The sequence below is a fragment of the Streptomyces geranii genome, from assembly GCF_002954775.1.
In the GTDB taxonomy this organism is placed as follows: Bacteria; Actinomycetota; Actinomycetes; order Streptomycetales; family Streptomycetaceae; genus Streptomyces; species Streptomyces geranii.
Window position 1 is genome coordinate 1 of record NZ_PJME01000087.1, and the last position, 20260, is coordinate 20260.

The 20260-nt window shown below is 71.5% G+C and carries 15 protein-coding genes; 8 read left to right on the forward strand and 7 right to left on the reverse strand.

All coding sequences use genetic code 11. The features are described from left to right. The first annotated feature begins 311 nt into the window (after nucleotides 1-311). The 3 genes from CW359_RS43805 to CW359_RS43815 all read left to right on the forward strand — a co-directional run bounded on the left by CW359_RS43805 (nucleotide 312) and on the right by CW359_RS43815 (nucleotide 2178). Nucleotides 312-1277, forward strand: a complete 966-nt coding sequence (locus tag CW359_RS43805; protein WP_105975854.1) for a zinc-binding dehydrogenase — start codon at nucleotides 312-314, stop codon at nucleotides 1275-1277. Between the two features lie 107 nt (nucleotides 1278-1384). Beyond that, nucleotides 1385-1594 (forward strand): helix-turn-helix domain-containing protein, encoded by a 210-nt coding sequence (locus tag CW359_RS43810; protein WP_105975866.1) that lies wholly within the window; start codon nucleotides 1385-1387, stop codon nucleotides 1592-1594. Further along, nucleotides 1594-2178, forward strand: a complete 585-nt coding sequence (locus tag CW359_RS43815; RefSeq protein ID WP_105975855.1) for a Clp protease N-terminal domain-containing protein — start codon at nucleotides 1594-1596, stop codon at nucleotides 2176-2178. Before CW359_RS43810 ends, CW359_RS43815 begins: the two co-directional genes overlap by 1 nt. Before the next feature lie 93 nt (nucleotides 2179-2271). Here the strand turns inward: CW359_RS43815 and CW359_RS43820 are convergent, their stop codons facing one another. The 3 genes from CW359_RS43820 to CW359_RS43830 form a co-directional block, all read right to left on the reverse strand. Continuing rightward, nucleotides 2272-3246: a PadR family transcriptional regulator gene (locus tag CW359_RS43820; RefSeq protein ID WP_105975856.1), complete on the reverse strand. Its 975-nt coding sequence runs from the start codon at nucleotides 3244-3246 to the stop codon at nucleotides 2272-2274. 1 nt (nucleotide 3247) lies between these two features. After that, nucleotides 3248-4138: a DUF4097 family beta strand repeat-containing protein gene (locus CW359_RS43825; protein WP_105975857.1), complete on the reverse strand. Its 891-nt coding sequence runs from the start codon at nucleotides 4136-4138 to the stop codon at nucleotides 3248-3250. A 138-nt stretch (nucleotides 4139-4276) separates the two neighbouring features. Further along, nucleotides 4277-4456 (reverse strand): DUF6104 family protein, encoded by a 180-nt coding sequence (locus CW359_RS43830; RefSeq protein WP_023586593.1) that lies wholly within the window; start codon nucleotides 4454-4456, stop codon nucleotides 4277-4279. Between the two features lie 156 nt (nucleotides 4457-4612). Between CW359_RS43830 and CW359_RS43835 the strand changes: the two genes are divergently transcribed. From CW359_RS43835 to CW359_RS43850, 4 genes are read left to right on the forward strand one after another with little or no spacing between them, the layout of a single operon-like run. Continuing rightward, entirely contained in the window at nucleotides 4613-4981 is a 369-nt protein-coding gene (locus CW359_RS43835) for a CU044_2847 family protein (protein WP_269805628.1), read from the forward strand. After that, complete coding sequence (locus CW359_RS43840; protein WP_105975859.1) at nucleotides 4978-7017, forward strand: VMAP-C domain-containing protein; 2040 nt, start codon at nucleotides 4978-4980, stop codon at nucleotides 7015-7017. Before CW359_RS43835 ends, CW359_RS43840 begins: the two co-directional genes overlap by 4 nt. Then, nucleotides 7014-8120 carry an AAA family ATPase gene (locus CW359_RS43845; protein ID WP_232838861.1) on the forward strand — a complete coding sequence of 369 codons (1107 nt, stop codon included), beginning with the start codon at nucleotides 7014-7016 and terminating at the stop codon, nucleotides 8118-8120. The genes CW359_RS43840 and CW359_RS43845 overlap by 4 nt, the downstream gene beginning before the upstream one ends. Next, the gene (locus tag CW359_RS43850; protein WP_105975860.1) at nucleotides 8120-12274 is read left to right on the forward strand and encodes an SAV_2336 N-terminal domain-related protein; all 4155 of its coding nucleotides are present in this window, start codon (nucleotides 8120-8122) and stop codon (nucleotides 12272-12274) included. The genes CW359_RS43845 and CW359_RS43850 overlap by 1 nt, the downstream gene beginning before the upstream one ends. Nucleotides 12275-12341: 67 nt before the next feature. Here the strand turns inward: CW359_RS43850 and CW359_RS43855 are convergent, their stop codons facing one another. The 4 genes from CW359_RS43855 to CW359_RS43870 all read right to left on the reverse strand — a co-directional run bounded on the left by CW359_RS43855 (nucleotide 12342) and on the right by CW359_RS43870 (nucleotide 19161). Next, complete coding sequence (locus CW359_RS43855; RefSeq protein ID WP_105975861.1) at nucleotides 12342-16166, reverse strand: multifunctional oxoglutarate decarboxylase/oxoglutarate dehydrogenase thiamine pyrophosphate-binding subunit/dihydrolipoyllysine-residue succinyltransferase subunit; 3825 nt, start codon at nucleotides 16164-16166, stop codon at nucleotides 12342-12344. A gap of 316 nt (nucleotides 16167-16482) precedes the next feature. Then, nucleotides 16483-17592, reverse strand: coding sequence for a HAMP domain-containing sensor histidine kinase (locus tag CW359_RS43860; RefSeq protein ID WP_105975862.1), 1110 nt, complete (start codon nucleotides 17590-17592; stop codon nucleotides 16483-16485). After that, nucleotides 17589-18326: a response regulator transcription factor gene (locus tag CW359_RS43865; RefSeq protein ID WP_105975863.1), complete on the reverse strand. Its 738-nt coding sequence runs from the start codon at nucleotides 18324-18326 to the stop codon at nucleotides 17589-17591. The genes CW359_RS43860 and CW359_RS43865 overlap by 4 nt, the downstream gene beginning before the upstream one ends. A 145-nt stretch (nucleotides 18327-18471) precedes the next feature. Next, entirely contained in the window at nucleotides 18472-19161 is a 690-nt protein-coding gene (locus CW359_RS43870) for a spermine/spermidine synthase domain-containing protein (RefSeq protein WP_105975864.1), read from the reverse strand. A 180-nt stretch (nucleotides 19162-19341) separates the two neighbouring features. On the opposite strand from CW359_RS43870, the gene CW359_RS43875 reads away from it, so the two are divergent. Then, nucleotides 19342-20106, forward strand: a complete 765-nt coding sequence (locus CW359_RS43875; RefSeq protein WP_105975865.1) for a rhomboid-like protein — start codon at nucleotides 19342-19344, stop codon at nucleotides 20104-20106. The last annotated feature ends 154 nt before the right edge of the window (nucleotides 20107-20260 follow it).

A 20260-nucleotide genomic window follows, 5' to 3' on the forward strand; every position in this document is an offset into this window, starting at 1 on the left:
TCCTCAAGCGCCGGACGGGCTGGGGGTGCGGGCCTGGGCTGGAGGGTGCCGGGCCTGGGGTGGGTGGGCAAGTAGGGGTGGGTGGGCGGGGAAAATCGGCCTGGACGGCCTCGTCCTCAAACGCCGGACGGGCTGACTACCTAGCCCGTCCGGCGTTTGAGGACGAGCGCGTTCAGCGCGACAGGCGGGGGTCTGGGGGCGCAGCCCCCAGGGATGGGACGGGTAAGGGCGGCGGGGGCGAGAGGCAACAGGGCGTGTGTCACAGCGTCGTGTCGTTCCCCCGGTTCCGCCGCGCGCCTATCGTCGAGCCCATGTTCGCTGCCTACGCCGCCCGCATCGACCCCGACCACCCCCTCGACGGACTCGAGTTGGGCGACCGTCCAGCCCCCGACGCGCGTCCCGGGTGGGCGACCGTCGACGTCCGGGCCGCCTCGCTCAACCATCACGACCTCTGGTCGCTCCGCGGAGTCGGCCTCCCCGAGGAACGGCTCCCCATGATCCTCGGCTGCGACGCCGCCGGCGTGGACGCGGACGGCAACGAGGTCGTCCTGCACTCCGTCATCGGCCAGACCGGGCACGGCGTCGGTCCCAAAGAGCCGCGCTCCATCCTCACCGAGCGCTACCAGGGCACCTTCGCCGAGAGGGTCGCCGTACCGGCCTGGAACATCCTGCCCAAGCCCAAGGAGCTGTCCTTCGCCGAGGCGGCCTGTCTGCCCACCGCCTGGCTGACCGCGTACCGCATGCTCTTCACCAACGCGGGCGTACGCCCCGGCGACTCGGTGCTCGTGCAGGGCGCCGGCGGCGGTGTCGCGACCGCCGCGATCGTGCTCGGCAAGGCGGCCGGGCTGCGTGTCTTCGCCACCAGCCGGGACGAGGCCAAGCGCAAGCGCGCGCTGGAGCTGGGCGCCGTCGAGGCGGTCGAGTCCGGGGCCCGGCTGCCGCAGCGCGTGGACGCCGTGATCGAGACCGTCGGGGCCGCCACCTGGTCCCACTCGGTCAAGTCGCTGCGGCCCGGCGGCACGCTCGTCATCTCCGGCGCCACCAGCGGCGACCGCCCCTCCCACGCCGAACTGACCCGCATCTTCTTCCTCGAACTCAAGGTCGTCGGCTCGACTATGGGCTCCAAGGACGAACTGGAGGACCTGCTCGCCTTCTGCGCCACCACTGGCGTACGCCCCGTCATCGACGAGGTGCTCCCGCTCGACCGGGCCCGCGAGGGCTTCGAACGCCTCGAATCCGGCGACCTGTTCGGCAAGGTCGTTCTCACGGTCGGCTGATTTCCGCCGTTCTCGTCGCTCCCGCCGTTCTCGTCGTCTCGTGTTCGTGCATCCCCTCTTGTCAATCAGGGTTGACATTGCCCTACGTGTCAACCTACGTTGACATCATGACCGAAGCAACAGATCTCGCCGAGCGCGCGGGCGACCGCGACCCGCGGGTCGGGCTGCGGGCCGTCTCCGCGCTGCGGAAGCTGGTCGAGCAGTTGGAGGCCGTGCAGGTGCGTGGTGCGCGCAATCAGGGCTGGTCGTGGCAGGAGATCGCCGCGGAACTCGGTGTCAGCAGGCAAGCCGTGCACAAGAAATACGGGAGGCAGTGATGTTCGAACGGTTCACGAGCGATGCGCGCGCCGTGGTGCGGGGTGCCGTCGAGCACTCCGAGCGCGTCGGCAGCCGGTCCGTCGGCGCCGAGCACCTGCTGCTCGCGCTGCTCGACCGGGAGGCGAGCCGGGCCTCCTTCGCGCTGGCCGCGCTCGGGCTCGCCGCCGACCGCAGGGAGCCGGTGAGGTCCGCCCTGGCCGACGCCCGGCGCCGCGCGGGACTGTCCCAGGCCGAGACCGACGCCCTCGCCGGGCTCGGCATCGACGTCTCCGACCTCGTCTCCCGGGTCGAGGAGACGCACGGCGTCGGCGCGATGTCCGGCGGCCGGAAGGGCGGCGGGTGGTGGGCGGGGCGCACCGTCTTCAGCCGGGACGCCAAGGAGGTGCTGGAGCGGTGCCTGCGCATCGCGGTGGCCCATCGCGACCGCCGCATCGGCGACGAGCACCTCCTCCTCGCCCTCACCGCCCGCCCCGGCGTCCCGTCGGAGGTCCTCGCCGACCAGGGAGTCACGTACGAGACCCTGAGCCGTGTGCTCTACGGCGCCGAGGGTGAGGGCGAGGGCGAGGCGAAGGCCGCCAGTTGAGAGTTCTCGGACTGAGGTCCCTCGGGCTGAGGTCCCTTGGGCTGAGGTCCCTTGGACTGAGGTCGCTCGGGTCGGGGAGGGTTTCCTCCCGGTTCATTCCTTCGGTGTCCGCAGTGCCGCCCCTACCAGGGCCGCCGCCGCCGACAAGTGGCCGCGGATCTCCTGGAGTTGGGGTTCCGTGACGCCGTGGTCGCGGGCCGCGTCGCGGATGTCGTCGCGGAAGCGGTCCAGGAGGCGGTCCAGGTCGCGGGCCGGGTTGCCGGTGGACTCCTCGTGGGCCCAGGACGGTTCGTAGCCGGCCGGGAAATCCGGGGGAGTGTCCGAGTACGCCGGTTCCGAGTCCGGTGTCTGTGCCGTGGACGGTGTGGCCGTGCGGGGGCGGGTGAAGCGGAAGTCCTTGCCGAACTCGCCGAACTCCTTGGCCAGTTCGGTCAGGCCCTCGCGGACCCCCGTCGGCCAGTCGCCCCTCGTGAAGTGGTCCTGGACCTGTTCCTGGACGCGCTTCGCGATGCGCTGCACCTCCTCCTGGGCCTGGGCACGGGCGTGTTCCTGGGCCTCCTTGGCCTGGCGCCTGGCCCGCTGGGCCTCCTCGCGGGCCCGGCGGCTCTCGTCCTTCGCCCGCCTGGCCTGCTCCTTCCACTCCTGCTTGATGCGCCGCATCTCCTCCGCACCGGAGTCGACGCGGGCCTCGCTCGCCGCCGCCCGCACCTCCCGGCGCAGGTCGCCCGCGGCGCCCCGGACGTCGGCCCGGATCTCGGCGGCCAGTTCGGCGACCGACTCGCGGATCTCCAGCTCCAGATCGGCCAGTTCGCCGCTGCGGTCGGCCAGCTCGGCGCGGCCCGCGTCCGTGATGGCGTACACCTTTCGGCCGCCCTCGGTGGTGTGGGTGACCAGGCCCTCGGCCTCCAGCTTGGCCAGCCGGGGGTACACGGTGCCCGCCGACGGCGCGTACAGCCCCTGGAAGCGTTCCTCCAGGAGGCGGATCACCTCGTAGCCGTGGCGGGGGGCCTCGTCCAGCAGCCTCAGCAGGTAGAGACGCAGACGGCCGTGGGCGAAGACGGGGGGCATGTCAGAGCACCTTCTTGTTCGCGAGGTCTGTCGGGCCGGAATTGTCTCCAGGGGCGGCCGGTTCCGTCGATTCGTCCTCCTGCTGGGGACGGCGGAGCAGGGCGATCGAGCCGGAGACCGTCGTCGCCCGCAGCTTGCCCGTGCCCGCGCCCAGTCGGCCCGTGACGCGGTGGGCGCCCCACTGGCCGTGGACGCGCAGGCCGTCGAAGGCGTTCGAGATCGTGCCGCTCGCCGTGTTCGCCTCGATCTCCGCGTCCGCCGGATGCGGGAGCCGGATGGCGATCTCACCCGAGACGTTCGTCAGCCGCACGTCCGTCGGGCCCTCCGGGTCCAGGTCGACGACCATGGAGCCGCTCACCGAGTCCGCGCGCACGGAGGGCCCGGAGCCCGCGACGACGGTCAGATCGCCGGAGACGGAGTTGAAGCGCAGGTCGCCGGTGACCGACTGGGCCTCCAGGCTGCCCGAGACGGTGTCGGCGCGGACCGGCCCGGAGAGGCCGACGAGTGTCGTGTCGCCGGTGACGCCCTTGACCACCGTCGGCCCGTGCACCCCCGAGACGACGGCGCCCGCGCCGACCACGCCCACCTCCACGCGCGTGCCTGCCGGGACGGCCAGGGACACCACCGCGTTGCGCTGCCAGCCCTTGCGGTCCAGCCATTTGAGGAAGCCCTTCCAGGGCAGATCCTCGTACGCCACCGTCAGGACGCCGTCCTCCTGGGTCACCACCAGGGGTGGGCCCTGGATCTCGGAGACCTCCAGACGGGCGGGCCCCTCGTCGGTCCCCACCACGTTCACCGTGCCGTTCACGATGCGTACGTGCAGGCCCGTGACGGGCTCGTCGAAGGTGAGTTTGCCGGGCTCTTTTACGGACCACTCGGACGTCGTGGACATGGTGCGGACCCCCTGGACGCATGGAAACAGCACGACGCGCCATATCGCGTCTTCTGCTATTCACGATATATCGCGGTCACGGAAAGTCAAGACACCCTTTCGAGTCGAGACCTATCGCGCGTCGCCGGAGGTGGGGGGCTACTCCTCGTCCTCGTCGTCCAGCCGTGCCAGCCAGGTCGCCAGGCGTTCCACCGGGACCTCGAAGTCGGGATTGAGGTCGACGAAGGTCCGCAGCTGCTCCGCGAGCCACTCGAAGGTGACCTCCTCCTCGCCGCGCCGCTTCTCCAGCTCTTCGATGCCTCGGTCGGTGAAATACACGGGTGTTCTCCTGCGGGGGCCGTCGATGCGTGTCCCCCCAGGTTATGCGCAGCCATCAACAGGCCCTGCCTGCCGGAACCTCACGAATCATCCGCACGCGCGCGTGCCCGCACAGGCACAATGGGATCACCTGTAGTCACCAGGTTCGGGGGTGCCGTGGAACAACGCAGAATCCAGGAGATCGAGCTGCCCGGGGGCGGAACCGTACTCGCGCGGGTCAGCGTGCTCGACGCGGAGGAGTGGCCGGGGCAACCGCCGGGCACCGCCGACGAGTTCTCGTACGACGACGTCGGCGCCCTCGACCACATGGCGGCCCGGGTCGACCAGCTGGGCGAGCTGGTGCGGGGCGTCGGCGGCGCCGTGCGGGACGCGGCGCGGGCCGTGGGGCCCGACGAGGTGAGCACGACCTTCGGGGTCGAGGTGGCCGTCAAGTCGGGCAAGGCGGTCGCCCTGCTCGCGGACGGCGAGGCCAAGGCGACCCTGTCCATCACCCTCACCTGGCGGGGGGACGCGAACCCCACATGACCGCGGCCAAGCTCGACGCCCTGGTCGTGCGAGCCACCGTGCGCATAGGGCCCGACGACGAACCGGGCACCCTCTGGGGCAGCGGTTTCTTCGTGGCTCCGGGCTGGGTACTGACCTGCCGCCACATCCTGCCTCTCAGGGACGGCCCGGAGAGCATCGGCTCCTTACGGGTCCAGGGGTACGACGGTCTCGACGTACGGGCCCGGCCCGCCTACTGGCTCGGCGGCGGTACGGACCCCGAACAGGACCTCGTCCTCATCAGGTTGACGGAAAGCGTCCCCCACGCGTGCGTGCGGCTCACCGACCGCTACGACCCTCCCCTGTCCGTCACCGCGCACGGCTGGCGCACCCCCGCGGGCGGCGTCCCCCAGCGCTGGAGCGGCCAGACCGAGTGCAACGGCAAGGACGGCGGCTACGGCCTGACCCTCGCGCCCCTGGTGGAAATCCCGCACGGGGCCTCCGGCGGGCCGCTGCTCGACCGGGAGCGCGGTCTGGTCGCCGGTGTCGTCAAGGCACGCCGAGCGCAGAAGGACGGCGGGCTCGCCGTCGCCGCCACGGCGCTGCGCGGCTTCCGGCGGGCGGTGCCCGTGGGGGAGGAGCGCGGACTCGGGGACGACCCCTACGCGGCCCTGATCCGGGCCCACGACACCTGGCACCGGCGGGCCACCGGAGCCGCCTCCTGGGTCAGGGCGCAGACCGTGGCGGGCGCGCGCGGTGAGCGCGGCTGGGGACCGAGGGACAGCGCCGACGCCTCCGCGCTGCTCGCCGGACTCCCCGAGCCGCGCTCCTCGGCCGAGTTACAGGGCCTGATCGAGCGCGTCCTCGGCGACGAACCGCTGTGGGAGGAGGAGGTCGCCCCACGCGACTGGCGGGACGGCCACGGCTGGCTGTACGACCACCCGGAGGGTGCCGACCTCGTGGCGCTGCACTATCTGCGCGCCGTCGCCCAGGTGTGCGGGACCCGGGCCCCGGCGGCCGTCGCCGAACTGGAGGAGTGGGTCGAGCGGCGGGCCGAGGACCTGCCCGCCCATCTCCGGGCCCTCCTCATGGGCGTCGCGGCCGGAGCGCCCGCGCCATGGCACAGCCCCGGTGTCGGTGGCATTGGCGGGTTCGGCGCCGCTGCTGCCGACGTATGGACCGATGATCGGACGGCCATGCATCACGCGGCGGCCGACGCGGGCGGCGGGTACGGCGGGGACGACACCGACGAGGTGGACGACTCGGACGGGCCCGTCGTGGCCGTCGAGCTGGAACCCGATCTCTTCCGGCCGCACGACCGCTTCCACTGGCGGATCTGGACCTGGACCGGCGGCCCGGAGACCGTGCGGGCCGAGGACGAGGGCTCCGACGGGGAGGGTGTCTCGCTCGCCGAGCTGCCGTCGCTGCTGAGCGAGCCGCTCGCCCGTACCTTCCGCCGGCTCGACAGCGGACGCCGGGCCCGGCTCGAACTCGCCGTGCCCGTCGAGCAGTTCGGGGTCGACGCCCATCTGTGGCGGCCGGGGCCCGTCGTCCGCAGTCTCCGGCCGCACCCAGCCGAGCGGCCCTTCGGGGTCCACCGGCAGGTCGTGGTGCGGTGCCTGAAACGGCGCGGGGAGCCCACGACCGTCTGGCGCGACCGCTGGCGGGCGGTCGCCGAGGGCGAGCCCAAGGCGCTGCCCGTCCCCTCCGACGCCTACGCGGGCCAGGCCCTCGACTCGGCGCCGCCCGGCGCGGTGCCCGTGCTGTGCAGGCCGCCCGCCGAGAGCACCGGGCCGCTGTCGCGCGCGGTCACCGCAGGCTACGGCGTGATCCTCTGGAACCTGCACGCCGAGCACACCCACGGCTGCGACACCGGCTGCGCCGAACTGCACGACCGTACGGCGGAGTTGCTCAGCTCGGCGGGCCGGGCCACCGCCCTGCCGGAGCGGCTGCGGGCCCTGCGCGAACGCGTCAGCGAGGCCGATCCCGACGCCGACTGGGCCGAACACCTCGCCCTCCTCTACGACGACCCGCGGCGCCCGATCCCGCACTGCGACGACCTGCTGGAGTCCCCTTGACGACCGCGCCAACGACCGCGACCTACACCCCCGAACCGGACTGGTACGTCTACCGGGGCGCCGGCGAACCGCACGACGGCATCGACCGGCTGCCCGCCCCGCCGCCCTGGCGGGACTTCGACGGCGAGCCCGGCGGCACCGTCGTACCACCGCTCGGCACCGAGTCGACCCGGCGGCTCGGTGGTCGCGGCGGACGCGGGATCGCCTGGCGGCCGGAGCAACTGGAGCTGATCAACGCCGCGTTGTACCTGCGCCGCCCGCTCCTGGTGACCGGCGACCCCGGCTCCGGAAAGTCCACCCTCGCCCACGCCATCGCCCATGAACTGGGCCTCGGCAGGGTCCTCCAGTGGCCCATCGTGAGCCGTACGACCCTGCGCGACGGCCTCTACACCTACGACGCCATCGCCCGCCTCCAGGACACCCAGATGGCGAAGGTGCGGGACGCGTCGGAGGCCTGGGAACAGGGGGACGAGCCCACCGAGGACATCGGCGACTATCTGCGGCTCGGCCCGCTCGGCACCGCGCTGCTGCCGTACGGGCGTCCGCGCGTCCTGCTCGTCGACGAGCTGGACAAGAGCGACATCGACCTCCCCAACGACCTGCTGAACGCCCTGGAGGAGGGCGAGTTCAGGATCGCCGAGCTGCAGCGCATCGCCGGACGGCAGCCGGACGTCGAGGTCCTCACGGACGACGACGAGCGGGCCGTGGTGCGTGGTGGACGCGTCCGCTGCAAGGCCTTCCCGATCGTCGTGATGACCAGCAACGGCGAACGCGACTTCCCCGCCCCGCTGTTGCGCCGCTGCCTCCACCTCGACCTCCCCTCGCCCCGCAACGACGCCTGGGGCAGGTCCCGGCTCGACACCATGGTCACCGCCCACTTCGGCGACGAGGGCGCCGAAGTCGCGGCCCGCAACGGCGAGTTGATCCGCACCTTCCTGGACTCGGCCCCCGGCTCCCTGCGCGCCGCCGACCAGCTCCTCAACGCCATCTACCTCACCCAGGAGGCGGTACGCGACCGCGAGCCAGACCGCCAGCGGCTCGCCGAACTCCTGATGCGGCCCCTGGACCACGGCGAGCGCGGCCCGGGCGGCGGACCGCTCTGATGACCTCCCCCGACGGGCAGTTGGCCGAACTCGCCGAACGCCTCCGCGCCCTCGGCGGGGTCGAGCCGTCCGCGCGCGAACTCGCCGAGGCGCTGTGGCTGGCACGGTTCGTCGGGGGCGCGACGGCGCCTGCGGGGGCGGAGCCCGAAGTCCCGGAAGGCGGCGCGGACTTGGCTGCGAGCGGCAGGACGTCGCCGGTCGGCCCGCCTCCGGGTTCCCGCCCGGGCTTCCGCGCCCGGCCCACCGATCCCACCGATCCCACCGAGCCTGCCGATCCCGTCGCCGACCGGACTCGCCTGCACGCCGACCGGCCGCGTGCTGACGGCACCCCGGGTGCCCAACCGGCCGACGCCGACAGCGACTTCGTACGGGTCCGGGTCCCCTCCGCCACCGCGCTCCCCAACCCCCTCGCGCTGCAGCGCGCCCTGCGTCCGCTCCAGCACTACCGTCCGCCGGTCCGGACGCCCGCTCTCGACCTCGACGAACAGGCCACGGCGGAACAGGCGGCGGAGACCCGTCTCCTGCTGCCCGTCCTGCGCGCGACCACCCGCCGCGAGGCCCGGCTGCGGCTCCTCATGGACGTCTCGACGTCGACCGGCGTATGGGACACGGCACTTGAGGAGTTACGGCAGCTGTGCGCCGGGCTCGGTGCCTTCCGTGAGGTGGCGACGCACTACGTCCGGGCCGGCGAGGACGGTCGGTTGGTGGCCGCGCCCGGACGGGCCTTCGACCGGGCGGCCCGGGCGGCGGAGCAGCTGCGCGATCCGACCGGCCGTCAGCTGACCCTCGTACTCAGCGACTGCGCGGGCCCGTTGTGGCGGTCCGGCGCGATGCAGCGGATGCTGCACGAGTGGGGGCGGGCGGCGCCGGTGGCGGTCGTACAGCCGCTGCCCCAGCGCATGTGGCAGCGTACGCATCTGCCCGCGCTGCCCGGCACGCTGCGGCGGCGCGAAGGGATGGGCGCACGGCTGGAGTTCACGGCGGCGGACGGTGGCGTACGCCCGCAAGGGGCCCTGCCTGTCCCGGTGTTGTCGCCGACCCGTACCGCGCTGGGCACTTGGGCGCGGCTGCTCGCGGGCAGCACCGGGCTGTCGGTGTCGGCGCCGGCGGCGTGGGTGCGGGCGGAGCATCCGGCGTCCCCGGCCCGGCCCGAACGCCCGCCTGCGGACCCGGAGTCGCTCGTACGGGCGTTCAGGCGCACGGCGTCCCGCCAGGCGGTGGCGCTGGCGGTGTCCGTCTCGGCGGTACCGCTCACGCTGCCGGTGATGCAGCTCGTCCAGCGGGCGATGCATCCCCGTTCCGGGCCGAGCGTGCTGGCGGAGGTGTTGCTGAGTGGGCTGCTGGAACGGGGAGTCGAGGAGGGGTGGTACGAGTTCCGGCCGGGCGTACGGGAGGCGTTGCTGCGGCTGCTGCCACGGGGTGACGCGATGCTGGTGCTGAAGCACTGCGGGGAGTATGTGGACCGGCACTTCGGGCGCCGGGCGCGCAATTTCCCTGCGCTCGCGCTGGCGCGGCTGAGCGGGGGGACGGTTGCCTCGCCCGAGGGTGACGCCGATGTCGTTCCGGGGGCGTTCGCCGAGGTGGCGGGGGTGGTGGCGCGGCGGTTCGGGACGGCTGTGGCGGTGCGGCGGGAGGTCGTGGATGTCCTGTACGCCGGGGAGGACGTGGACTGGGCGATCTGGGCGGCCCACGTGCTGGAGTCCAAGGGACGGGAGGTTGTGCTCCGGCGGGGGCACGGGGCGTGGGCACTGCTGGATCTCGTACGGCAACAGGTACGGGTGCCCTCCCAGAGCGGCGGGCGCGTGCTTCTTCTCGTCGGGAGCTGGTACGCGGGCCTGCGCGTCGCGGATCCCCTGCGGGAGATCGCCGAGCGGCACGGGGAGCGCTTCGTTCCCCTCACGATCGAGCGGACGGGACCCTTCCGGTGGGAGACGGGGGAGCCTGTGGCTCTGTGGGACACCCGGGTGGTGGTGGCGGCTCAGCGATTGCTCGGCAGTCTTGGGCTCTCCTCGGAGGGGGCCGAGTGGGAAGGCCCGGGGGCGCGTTTTCCGGGGCCCACGCTGCGCGTTCTGAGCGGGGTGCCCAGCGCGGTTCCCGGGTTCACCGTGCCGGAGGACGCGATTGCGGAGGTACGCGGGAATCTGGGGCAGGACCGTCGGTCCAGGGTGTGTGCTGTTGTGGGGCCGCACCGGGACGACAGGGTCGGGCTCGCCGTTGAGTACGTGAACCGTTACGGCTCCAAGTACGACGTCATCTGGTGGGCCGGGGGAAGAGACGACGAGCACCGTCGGGAGCGGCTCGCGCGGTTGGGGGTCGAGTTCGGGTTGCCGACGGGGAATGTCGATCAGAGGCTTCTCAATCTGCGGCGGGTGCTGCGGAACACAGCCCTCAGCTGGCTGATCGTCATGGACGACTGGGAGGGCACCACGGACGCGTCCGCCTTCCCAGTCGGCGGGCACGTACTGGTCATTTCCCCGGACACGGCCTGGCCGGACTCGGTGGACACCGTGTCGCTGCCCGAGGAGACGCTCACGGTTCACCCCGTCAGTGCCGTGATCGGCGTCCACGCCGGAGGCCGGGCCCTCGCCAGCGGCTTCTTCCTCGCACCCGGCATGGTCGTCACCTCCGCGGGTGCCGTCGAAGGTCTGTCGAAGGAGGACCGCGGCAGGATCACCGTCCACACCACGGACGGGCGCGGTCACCGTGCCTGGTTCGCGCGTGCCGTCGGGGAGTTGGCCGTGCTGGAGGTGCCCGGGATCGCCGATCGCTACGACTGTCTGCGGCTCACCGACGCCCCCGACGTGCTCCCTCAGAAGGTGACCGCCCAGTACGCCGACGGAGTCGAGGTCCGTTCCTCCCTCACCCGCGTCCGAGGACAGAGGGACCGTCAGGAACTCGCCCTCATCAGCGCCCCCTCCGCCGAACTGAGCGTCGGTGGGCCCGTGTCGAGCCGTCGGGACGGATCCGTCGTCGGTGTCGTCGTCGAGCCTCCGGCGAAGGAGGGCGGCCGGGGGCGGGCGGTACGGATCGGGGCCCTTCGGGACCTGTGCCTCCAGGGCGACAACGGCACCGAGCTGTGGCATCGCCTCGTACGCACGCACGACCTGCACCATGCGCGCCGCAGCCCCGAAGACAGGGCCGAACTCTACGGCCTGCTCGCCGAGTTGGAGCCGCCCCGCGACCCGCACGCCGTGCTGGGCCTGCTCCCGGGCTCCCCGCCGAGCCTCCCGCCCCGGAGTTGGCGCGACGGCGCCGCCCACCTCTACGCGCGCGGCGACGCCGGAGCCGTCCCGGTCTACGTGGCCCGGATTCTCGCCGACCTCGCCGACCGCCGGACCCGAGGCCCGGCCGCGCTGCGCACCTGGGTGCAGCGGGCCGCCGGGGAGGAGCAGCGGCGGGAGGTGCAGCGGGTACTGGAGACGGTGGACGACCCGCCCGGCCTGCGGGGATGTCGTATCACCGTCGAGGTCGGGCCGGAGCGGGAAGGTGCTCACAGCTGGGCGCTGCGGGCTACCCAGGACAACCGGGTCGTGTACGAGGCCGAGGCGGCGCGGCCCGTCGCGCTCGACGGGCCCGTTCCACAGCTCCGCGAACACCTGGGCCGTGCCCTCGCGGAGGCCGGTACCGGCAAGCTCAAGGCGATGGTCGAGTTCCGGCTCCCCGATGAACTCCTGTGGCGGCTCGACGTGTTGAACTGGGCGCCCGCTCAGGCCCTCCGTACCGAGGCCAATGTGTTCGTCAGGGGCCTGGGCCCGGACTCTGTCGCGTTGGAGCGGGTCGAGCGTTGGAACGGCGTGCAGGGTGGTCCTCTGCTCGGTCTCCGGCCTCCTGCCTCTCTTCGCGACGGCCCGCTGAACTCCGTACCCCTGCTGTGCCGTCACGACGCGGACGACGGCGTACTCGACGAGGCGCGCGCCCTCGGGTACCCGCTGGTCCTCTGGAGTCGTCAGGCCGATCACCACAACTGTGCCGTGTTCTACAACTGGGTGGAGCGGGAGTTGCTGCGTGGCTCGGGGAGTGTGCGGGAACTGCTCGCCCGGGTGCGGGGGTTGTGGATCAGGAACGGGATGCGGGAGCGGAACACCGACTGGGTCAGGCAGTTGGGCGTCTACTACGACCCGCCCGGCGGCTACGACCTGCCCGGCAGCGCATGACGAAGGGCCCGGCGCCGGATCTCTCCGGTGCCGGGCCCTCCCGCTGTGCTGTCGTACCGCCAGAGGCCTACGCCTCGAACACCTCACGCACCAGCTGCTCCTGCTCCGCCTGGTGACGCTTGGCCGAACCCACCGCCGGGGACGAGCCCGCCGGGCGCGAGATGCGCCGGAGGCGTTCGCCGTGCGGGATGTCCGCGCCGACCGCGAGGTCCAGGTGGTCGATCAGGTTGAGGGCGATGAAGGGCCACGCGCCCTGGTTCGCCGGCTCCTCCTGCGCCCACAGGTACTTCTCCGCGTTCGGGTACTTGGCGATCTCCGCCTGGAGTTCGGCACCCGGGAGCGGGTACAGGCGCTCGATGCGGATGATCGCCGTGTCCCTGATGTCGCGCTTCTTCCGCTCGGCCTCAAGGTCGTAGTACAGCTTGCCGGCGCAGAAGACGACCTTGCGGACGTCGGCCGGGGCGGCCGACTCGTCGCCGATGACCGGGCGGAAGGCGCCCGTCGTGAACTCCTCCGTCTTCGAGGCCGCCGCCTTGAGGCGGAGCATCGACTTCGGGGTGAAGACCACCAGCGGCTTGTGGTGCGGGTTGTGCACCTGCCACCGCAGGAGGTGGAAGTAGTTCGACGGGAGCGTCGGCTGAGCGACCGTCATGTTGTTCTGGGCGCACAGCTGGAGGAAGCGCTCGATGCGCGCGGACGAGTGGTCCGGGCCCTGGCCCTCGTAGCCGTGCGGGAGGAGCAGGGTGACGCCGGACGTCTGGCCCCACTTCTGTTCCGCCGCGGAGATGTACTCGTCCACGACCGTCTGCGCGCCGTTGACGAAGTCGCCGAACTGCGCCTCCCACATGACCAGCGCGTCCGGGCGGGCCAGCGAGTAGCCGTACTCGAAGCCCATGACCGCGTACTCGGAGAGCAGCGAGTCGTAGACGTTCAGGCGGGCCTGCTCGTCGGACAGGTACTGGAGCGGGGTGTAGTCCTCGCCGGTGACCCGGTCGATGAGGACCGCGTGCCGCTGGCCGAAGGTGCCGCGCCGGGAGTCCTGGCCCGAGAGGCGCACCGGGGTGCCCTCCAGGAGCAGGGAGCCGATCGCGAGCGTCTCGCCCATGCCCCAGTCGATGGTGTCTTCCTCGATCATCGACGCCCGGCGCTGCAGCTGCGGGAACAGCCGCGGGTGGACGGTGACATGGTCGGGGATGTTGACCTGGGACTCGGCGATGCGCTTGACGACCTCCTGGGAGACCGCCGTCTGCACGGCCACCGGGAACTCGGCGCGGGGGTCGCCGACGAGGGCCTCGGCCGGGGTCGAGATGGCCTCGCGGACCTCCGTGAAGACCTTCTCCAGCTGGCCCTGGAAGTCCTGGAGGGCCTGCTCGGCCTCCTCAAGGGTGATGTCGCCGCGACCGATGAGGGACTCGGTGTACAGCTTGCGCACCGAGCGCTTCTTGTCGATCAGGTCGTACATCAGGGGCTGTGTGAACGCCGGGTTGTCGGACTCGTTGTGACCGCGGCGGCGGTAGCAGATGAGGTCGATGACCACATCCTTGTTGAACGCCTGGCGGAACTCGAAGGCCAGGCGCGCGACGCGCACCACCGCCTCCGGGTCGTCGCCGTTCACGTGGAAGATCGGCGCCTCGATCATGCGGGCCACGTCGGTGGCGTACATGGAGGAGCGCGACGACTCCGGGGCGGCGGTGAAGCCGACCTGGTTGTTGATGACGATGTGGACCGTGCCGCCGGTGCGGTAGCCGCGCAGCTGCGACATGTTGAGCGTCTCGGCCACCACGCCCTGGCCCGCGAAGGCCGCGTCACCGTGCAGGGCGACGGGCAGGACCGTGAAGTCCGTGCCGCCCTTGTTGATGATGTCCTGCTTGGCGCGGGCGATGCCCTCGATGACCGGGTCGACCGTCTCCAGGTGGGACGGGTTGGCGGCCAGCGAGACGTTGATCTGCTCGCCGTCCAGGCCGGTGAACACGCCCTGGGCGCCCAGGTGGTACTTCACGTCGCCGGAGCCGTGCATCGACTTCGGGTCGAGGTTGCCCTCGAACTCCCGGAAGATCTGGGCGTACGACTTGCCGACGATGTTCGCCAGGACGTTCAGCCGGCCACGGTGGGCCATGCCGATGACGACCTCGTCGAGACGGGACTCCGCCGCCGAGTCGATGACCGCGTCGAGGAGCGGGATGACGGACTCGCCGCCCTCCAGGCTGAAGCGCTTCTGGCCCACGTACTTCGTCTGCAGGAAGGTCTCGAAGGCCTCCGCCGCGTTCAGCCGGCGCAGGATGCGCAGCTGCTCCTCGCGCTCCGGCTTGGAGTGCGGGCGCTCGATGCGGTCCTGGATCCACTTGCGCTGCTTCGGGTCCTGGATGTGCATGAACTCGACGCCGGTGGTGCGGCAGTACGAGTCGCGCAGCACGCCGAGGATGTCGCGCAGCTTCATCAGGGACTTGCCGGAGAAGCCGCCGACCGCGAACTCGCGCTCCAGGTCCCACAGGGTGAGCCCGTGCTCGGTGATGTCCAGGTCGGGGTGCTTGCGCTGGCGGTACTCCAGCGGGTCGGTGTCGGCCATGACGTGGCCGCGGACCCGGTAGGAGTGGATCAGCTCGAAGACGCGGGCGGCCTTCGTGACGTCGTCGTCGTGCGAGGCGTCGATGTCCTTGAGCCAGCGGACCGGCTCGTAGGGGATGCGCAGCGCCTCGAAGATGTCGTCGTAGAACCCGGTCTCGCCGAGGAGGAGGTTCGCGACGACCCGGAGGAACTCGCCCGACGCGGCGCCCTGGATGACCCGGTGGTCGTAGGTCGACGTGAGCGTCATGACCTTGGAGATGCCGAGCTTGTTCAGGGTGTCCTGGCTGGTGCCCTGGAACTCCGCCGGGTAGTCCATCGAGCCGACGCCCATGATGACCGACTGACCGGGCATCAGACGCGGGACCGAGTGGACGGTGCCGAGGCCGCCGGGGTTGGTCAGGGAGACCGTGACGCCGGTGAAGTCGTCCATCGTCAGCTTGCCGTCGCGGGCGCGGCGGACGATGTCCTCGTAGGCCTGCCAGAACTCGAAGAAGTTCAGCGTCTCGGCCTTCTTGATGCCCGCGACGACCAGCTGGCGGTCGCCGTTGGGCTTCACCAGGTCGATGGCGAGGCCGAAGTTGACGTGCGCCGGCTTGACGAGGGTCGGCTTGCCGTCCTTCTCCTGGAAGGAGTAGTTCATCGACGGCATGAGCTTGATGGCCTGCACCATCGCGTAGCCGATGAGGTGGGTGAAGGAGATCTTCCCGCCCCGGGCGCGCTTCAGGTGGTTGTTGATGACGATGCGGTTGTCGAAGAGCAGCTTCACCGGGACCGCGCGCACGGACGTGGCCGTGGGCACCTCGATCGAGGCGTTCATGTTCTTCGCCACAGCGGCCGAGGGGCCGCGCAGCGTCACGTACTCGGGACCGTCCACGGCGCCGCTACCGGCCACAGCGCCGGCCTGGGGCGCCGGGGCGGCCTTCGGCTTGGCGGCGGTGGCGGCCGGCGCGGGAGCCGCTGCGGGCTTCGCGACCGGGGCGACGGGTGCCGGGGCGGCGGCGGGCTGGGGTACAGCCGCCGGGGCCGGCGCGGGGACGGCAGCGGTCACGGGAGCCGCGGGGGCGGCCGGAGCCGCTGGAGCGGTCGTGGTGGTACCTGCGGCCCCCGTGGCCGCAGCACCCGCCGTAGCCGTGGGGGCGGCAGCCGCCCCGGGCTTGTAGTCGGCGAAGAAGTCCCACCAGGCTCGGTCTACGGAGTTCGGATCCTGGAGGTACTGCTGATAGATCTCGTCGACGAGCCACTCGTTGGGTCCGAACGCAGCCGCAGGGTTACCTGCGTGCTCGTCGGTCGAGATGCTCGATGAGTTACTGGGGGACTGTGGCGACACGGCGGCAACCGCCCTCTTCCGCTTCACAAGGTGGCTTCACAAGGTGATGGACAGCGGGAATTAAGGCTACGCCCCCGTGGCCGAAAGGTCAGTCCGGGCCCGTTCATCGTCGCGTAAGTCACATCGAGAATCGGGTTTCGGGGGGTGAAATGGCGGGAAACAAGCGGGGTTCCGGTCCGAAAGGGACACAAGAGGGACGCCGAGATTGTCGAGAGGGCGCACGAATTGCGCGGGCCTGTGATCAATCACACGTGTCCACGCGCGTCCGTCAGCGCGGACGTCAGGTGGATCTTGCGGCTCCGCTTCGAACTTTACGTCAACTTGGGATAGATGACTCTCCCGGAAGGGTGACCAAAATCCGGCAACCCCGCTCGGATTCGGCCACTCCGATCCGGCCGCCGTGCAGATCCACGGCCCAGCGGGCGATGGCCAGCCCCAGCCCCGTACCGCCGTCGCTGCCCGGCCCGTGCGGCGAGCTGACGCCGCCGCGGTTGAACCGCTCGAAGACCCGGTGCCACTCGGAGCGCGGGATGCCGGGACCCTCGTCCAGAACCTCCAGCTCCAGCGACTCGGACCGCTCCCCGCGCCGCGCCTTCACCGTGACCCGGCCGTGCGCCGGGCTGTGCTTGACCGCGTTGTCGATCAGGTTGGCGACGACCTGGTGCAGGCGCTCCGGGTCGGCGTGCGCGACCAGTTCGGGCGGGTTGACGTCGAGGTGCAGATGGACGTCGTTGCGGGTGTGCCCGCCGGAGCCCGACGCGATGCCCGCGCGCGTGGCGGCGAGCATGTTGGCCTCCTTGAGGACGCCCGAGAGATACGGCCACACCTCGAACCGGCGGGTGCGCAGCGGGACCACGCCGTTGTCGAGCCGGGAGAGGTCCAGCAGGGTCTCCACCAGCCGCCCGAGCCGCTCGGTCTGCTTGAGGGCCGTGCGCATGGTCTCGGGGTCGGCGGCCGAGACGCCGTCGACGACGTTCTCCAGCACCGCGCGCAGACCCGCGATGGGGGTGCGCAGCTCGTGCGAGACGTTCGCCACCAGCTCCTTGCGCTGGTGGTCCTGGGCCTCAAGCTCGTCGGCCATGACGTTGATCGTCTGGGCCAGGTCGCCGAGTTCGTCCCAGCGGTTCTCGCGGACCCGGCGCGTGTAGTCGCCGTGCGAGATGGAACGGGCCACCGCGTTCATGTCGTCGAGCGGCGCGGTGAGCGAATGGGCCACGAACTGCGTAATCAGCAGTGTGGCGATCATCGAGAAGACCGTGATGAAGCGGATCTCCGTCTTGGTGTGCACCGCGATCATGGAGAGACCGGTGGTGATGAGTACCGAGACGACGACCAGAGCGCCCAGTTTGGTCTTGATCGAGAACGGGCGTACGCCGCCCCAGGGTTCCCCGGGGCTCCTCCGCGCGGCCGGCCGCCCCCGGTTCATGGCGTCGGTGTCTCCAGCGCGTAACCGACCCCGTGCACCGTACGGATGCGCTCCGCGCCGATCTTCCGGCGCAGCGCCTTGATGTGGCTGTCGACGGTCCGGGTGCCGGAGGCGTCCGCCCAGTCCCAGACCTCGGCGAGCAGCTGCTCGCGCGAGAGCACGGCGCGCGGGGTGTTGGCGAGACAGACGAGCAGGTCGAACTCGGTGGGCGTGAGATGCACGTCCTCGGAGCGCACCCGCACCCGCCGCTGCGCGTGGTCGATCTCCAGCTCGCCGAGGCGCAGGATGCCGGAACGCGGCGTCGACGCGGCGATGGCGGCCCGCTCGACCCGGCGCAGCAGCACGTGCACGCGTGCGGCCAGTTCGCGCATGGAGAAAGGCTTCGTCATGTAGTCGTCGGCGCCGACCCCGAGCCCGACCAGCATGTCGGTCTCGTCGTCGCGCGCGGTGAGCATCAGTACGGGCACGGCCCGCTGGGCCTGCACGCGCCGGCAGACCTCAAGCCCGTCGAAGCCAGGCAGCATGATGTCGAGGATCAGCAGATCGGGCTGCCAGGCCTCGGCGGTGTCGACGGCGGCCGGGCCGTCGCCCGCGGTCTGCACGAGAAATCCCTCGGCGCGCAGCCGGGCCGCGATGGCGTCGACGATCGTGGGGTCGTCCTCGACGACGAGGACCCGGCGCTGGGCGCCCTGGGTCGCCGTCGCGCTGTTCTGGGAGGTCTGTGTCTGCTCCATCGCCCGCCCCTGAAGTGTGCTTTCCGGAACCAGTGGGGTGATTCCTTGGCTGCGCCTGTCCGCGCATGACTGCGATTGACGCACGACTGATCGGATGAGTGATCGGCGTCAGGGAAGCAGAGTACGGGCAGCCACCGCATGAGGGCTATCCAGGTCTGATGCCGAGATGGACCACGTCCGGTACTCCTCGGGCAACCGGGATCTCTTCGGTACGCACCCCCCGGAATCCGGCATTCCGTAAAGTTCCCTCGAATTCCGGTGAGGGCTGCGCGGACCACACGGCGAGCACTCCGCCCGGCCTCAACACCCTTGCACAGCTTGCCAGTCCGGCCTGCGAGTACAGGCCCAGATTGTCCTCCGTGACGGTCCAGTCGGGGCCGTTGTCGATGTCGAGACAGAGCGCGTCAAATGTGGCGGAGGTCTCATTGACGTAAGCGAGGAGATCGGCTGCGACGATCTCGGTGCGCGGATCGGAGAACGCGGCTCCCGAGATTTCCGCCAGCGGCCCCTGCCGGTGCCATTCGACGATCGCGGGTTCCCGTTCGACGACGGTGATACGTCCCCAGCGGGGGTCGGCGGCGGCGTGCGCGAGGGAGAAGCCGACGCCGAGGCCGCCGATGAGGGCGTGGGGTGAGGGGGTCCCGGGGGCGAGGGCGTCGAGGGCGGCGTCCATGAGGAGGCGTTCCGAGCGGCCGTCCGAGGTGTCCATCAGGAAGCACCCGTTGGCGATGATCTGGAGTAACTCACCGTGCCGCCGCAGCACGACCTCGCCGTACGGGCCGTCGCGGCGGTCCAGGACTTCGGGGGCGGCGTAGGGCGTGGTCGAACGGCTCATGGGGGCATCTTCGCAGTGCGTCGACCGCGGGTTCAGCCATTTTCGGTGACGACTGGTGACGGCCGGTGAGGACAGGTGAGGGCTGTCGGCTTGCTGTGAATCGGCCGGAGCGTGGCGCGGGTCACAGACAGGGGCGGGTGGGGGGCGAAGGCTGGGGCGAAACGGAAGGAGCGCCTCACCGTGGAACGGGCCGGTACGAAAGGTGACGCGACGCCGGACGCCCCGGCGCCCTCCGAGCTGCCCGTCGCGGACGGCGTACGACTGCTGGACGGCATGCCGAGACAGCGGGGACCGGCGCGAGCCGTGCCCGTACCGCCCGTGGCCGCTCGCCGCGGCCGGCTCCCGCGCCCTTGGCGGCTCCTGCCCACCCCCACCGGAACGCCCTTCACCTTCACCTTCGCCGCCGTCCTCCTCGTCACGACGCTCGTCGCCGAACACGCGGACCCGGCCCTCGTGCACGCCCTCCACCAGGGCTCCAGCACGGACGTAGCCCACCTCCTATGGACCCCCGTGTTCGTGCTGGTCACCAGCGCGCTGTGGGTCGCGGGCGGGGTGACCTCGCCGTACGCCGTGGTGTTCCTGCTCGTCCTCACGGCGCTGGAACGCCGGATCGGGGGCCTGCGTACGGCGTCGGTGTTCGCGCTCGGGCATGTGCTGGCCACTCTCGCGACGGAGGTGCCGGTGGGGGTCGGGGTGCTGGTGGGGTGGTTGCCGGAGACGTCGTTGCACCGGCTCGACTACGGGATCAGCTTTGGGGTGGCGGCGAGTGTGGGGGCGTTGGCGGGGGTGTTGCGGGGGTGGGTGGGGTGGCCGTTGCTGGTGGTGTTCGGCGGGATGCTGATCCAGGATCTCGTGGCGTACGGCGACCCGATGACCAACTGGGGGCATGTGATCGCGTTGGGGATCGGGGTGGGGACGTGGCCGTGGGTTCGGCGGAGCGTCTGAGCGTGCGGGTGTAGCGGGTAGGCAGGGCTTTTCCTCGCCCCCGCCGCCCCTACCCGTCCCATCCCTGGGGGCTGCCGCCCCCGGACCCCCGCTTTGTCCTCAAACGCCGGACGGGCTGGGGGGGGGGGGGGGGGGGGGGGGGGGGGGGGGAGCG

Excerpts from the sequence above, each read along its gene's own strand:
- CW359_RS43860 (WP_105975862.1), bottom strand. The coding sequence starts at position 17,592 with ATGAACCGGGGGCGGCCGGCCGCGCGGAGGAGCCCCGGGGAACCCTGG.
- CW359_RS43820 (WP_105975856.1), bottom strand. The coding sequence starts at position 3,246 with ATGCCCCCCGTCTTCGCCCACGGCCGTCTGCGTCTCTACCTGCTGAGG.
- CW359_RS43825 (WP_105975857.1), bottom strand. The coding sequence starts at position 4,138 with ATGTCCACGACGTCCGAGTGGTCCGTAAAAGAGCCCGGCAAACTCACC.
- CW359_RS43840 (WP_105975859.1), top strand. The coding sequence starts at position 4,978 with ATGACCGCGGCCAAGCTCGACGCCCTGGTCGTGCGAGCCACCGTGCGC.
- CW359_RS43850 (WP_105975860.1), top strand. The coding sequence starts at position 8,120 with ATGACCTCCCCCGACGGGCAGTTGGCCGAACTCGCCGAACGCCTCCGC.
- CW359_RS43810 (WP_105975866.1), top strand. The coding sequence starts at position 1,385 with ATGACCGAAGCAACAGATCTCGCCGAGCGCGCGGGCGACCGCGACCCG.
- CW359_RS43805 (WP_105975854.1), top strand. The coding sequence starts at position 312 with ATGTTCGCTGCCTACGCCGCCCGCATCGACCCCGACCACCCCCTCGAC.
- CW359_RS43815 (WP_105975855.1), top strand. The coding sequence starts at position 1,594 with ATGTTCGAACGGTTCACGAGCGATGCGCGCGCCGTGGTGCGGGGTGCC.
- CW359_RS43870 (WP_105975864.1), bottom strand. The coding sequence starts at position 19,161 with ATGAGCCGTTCGACCACGCCCTACGCCGCCCCCGAAGTCCTGGACCGC.
- CW359_RS43865 (WP_105975863.1), bottom strand. The coding sequence starts at position 18,326 with ATGGAGCAGACACAGACCTCCCAGAACAGCGCGACGGCGACCCAGGGC.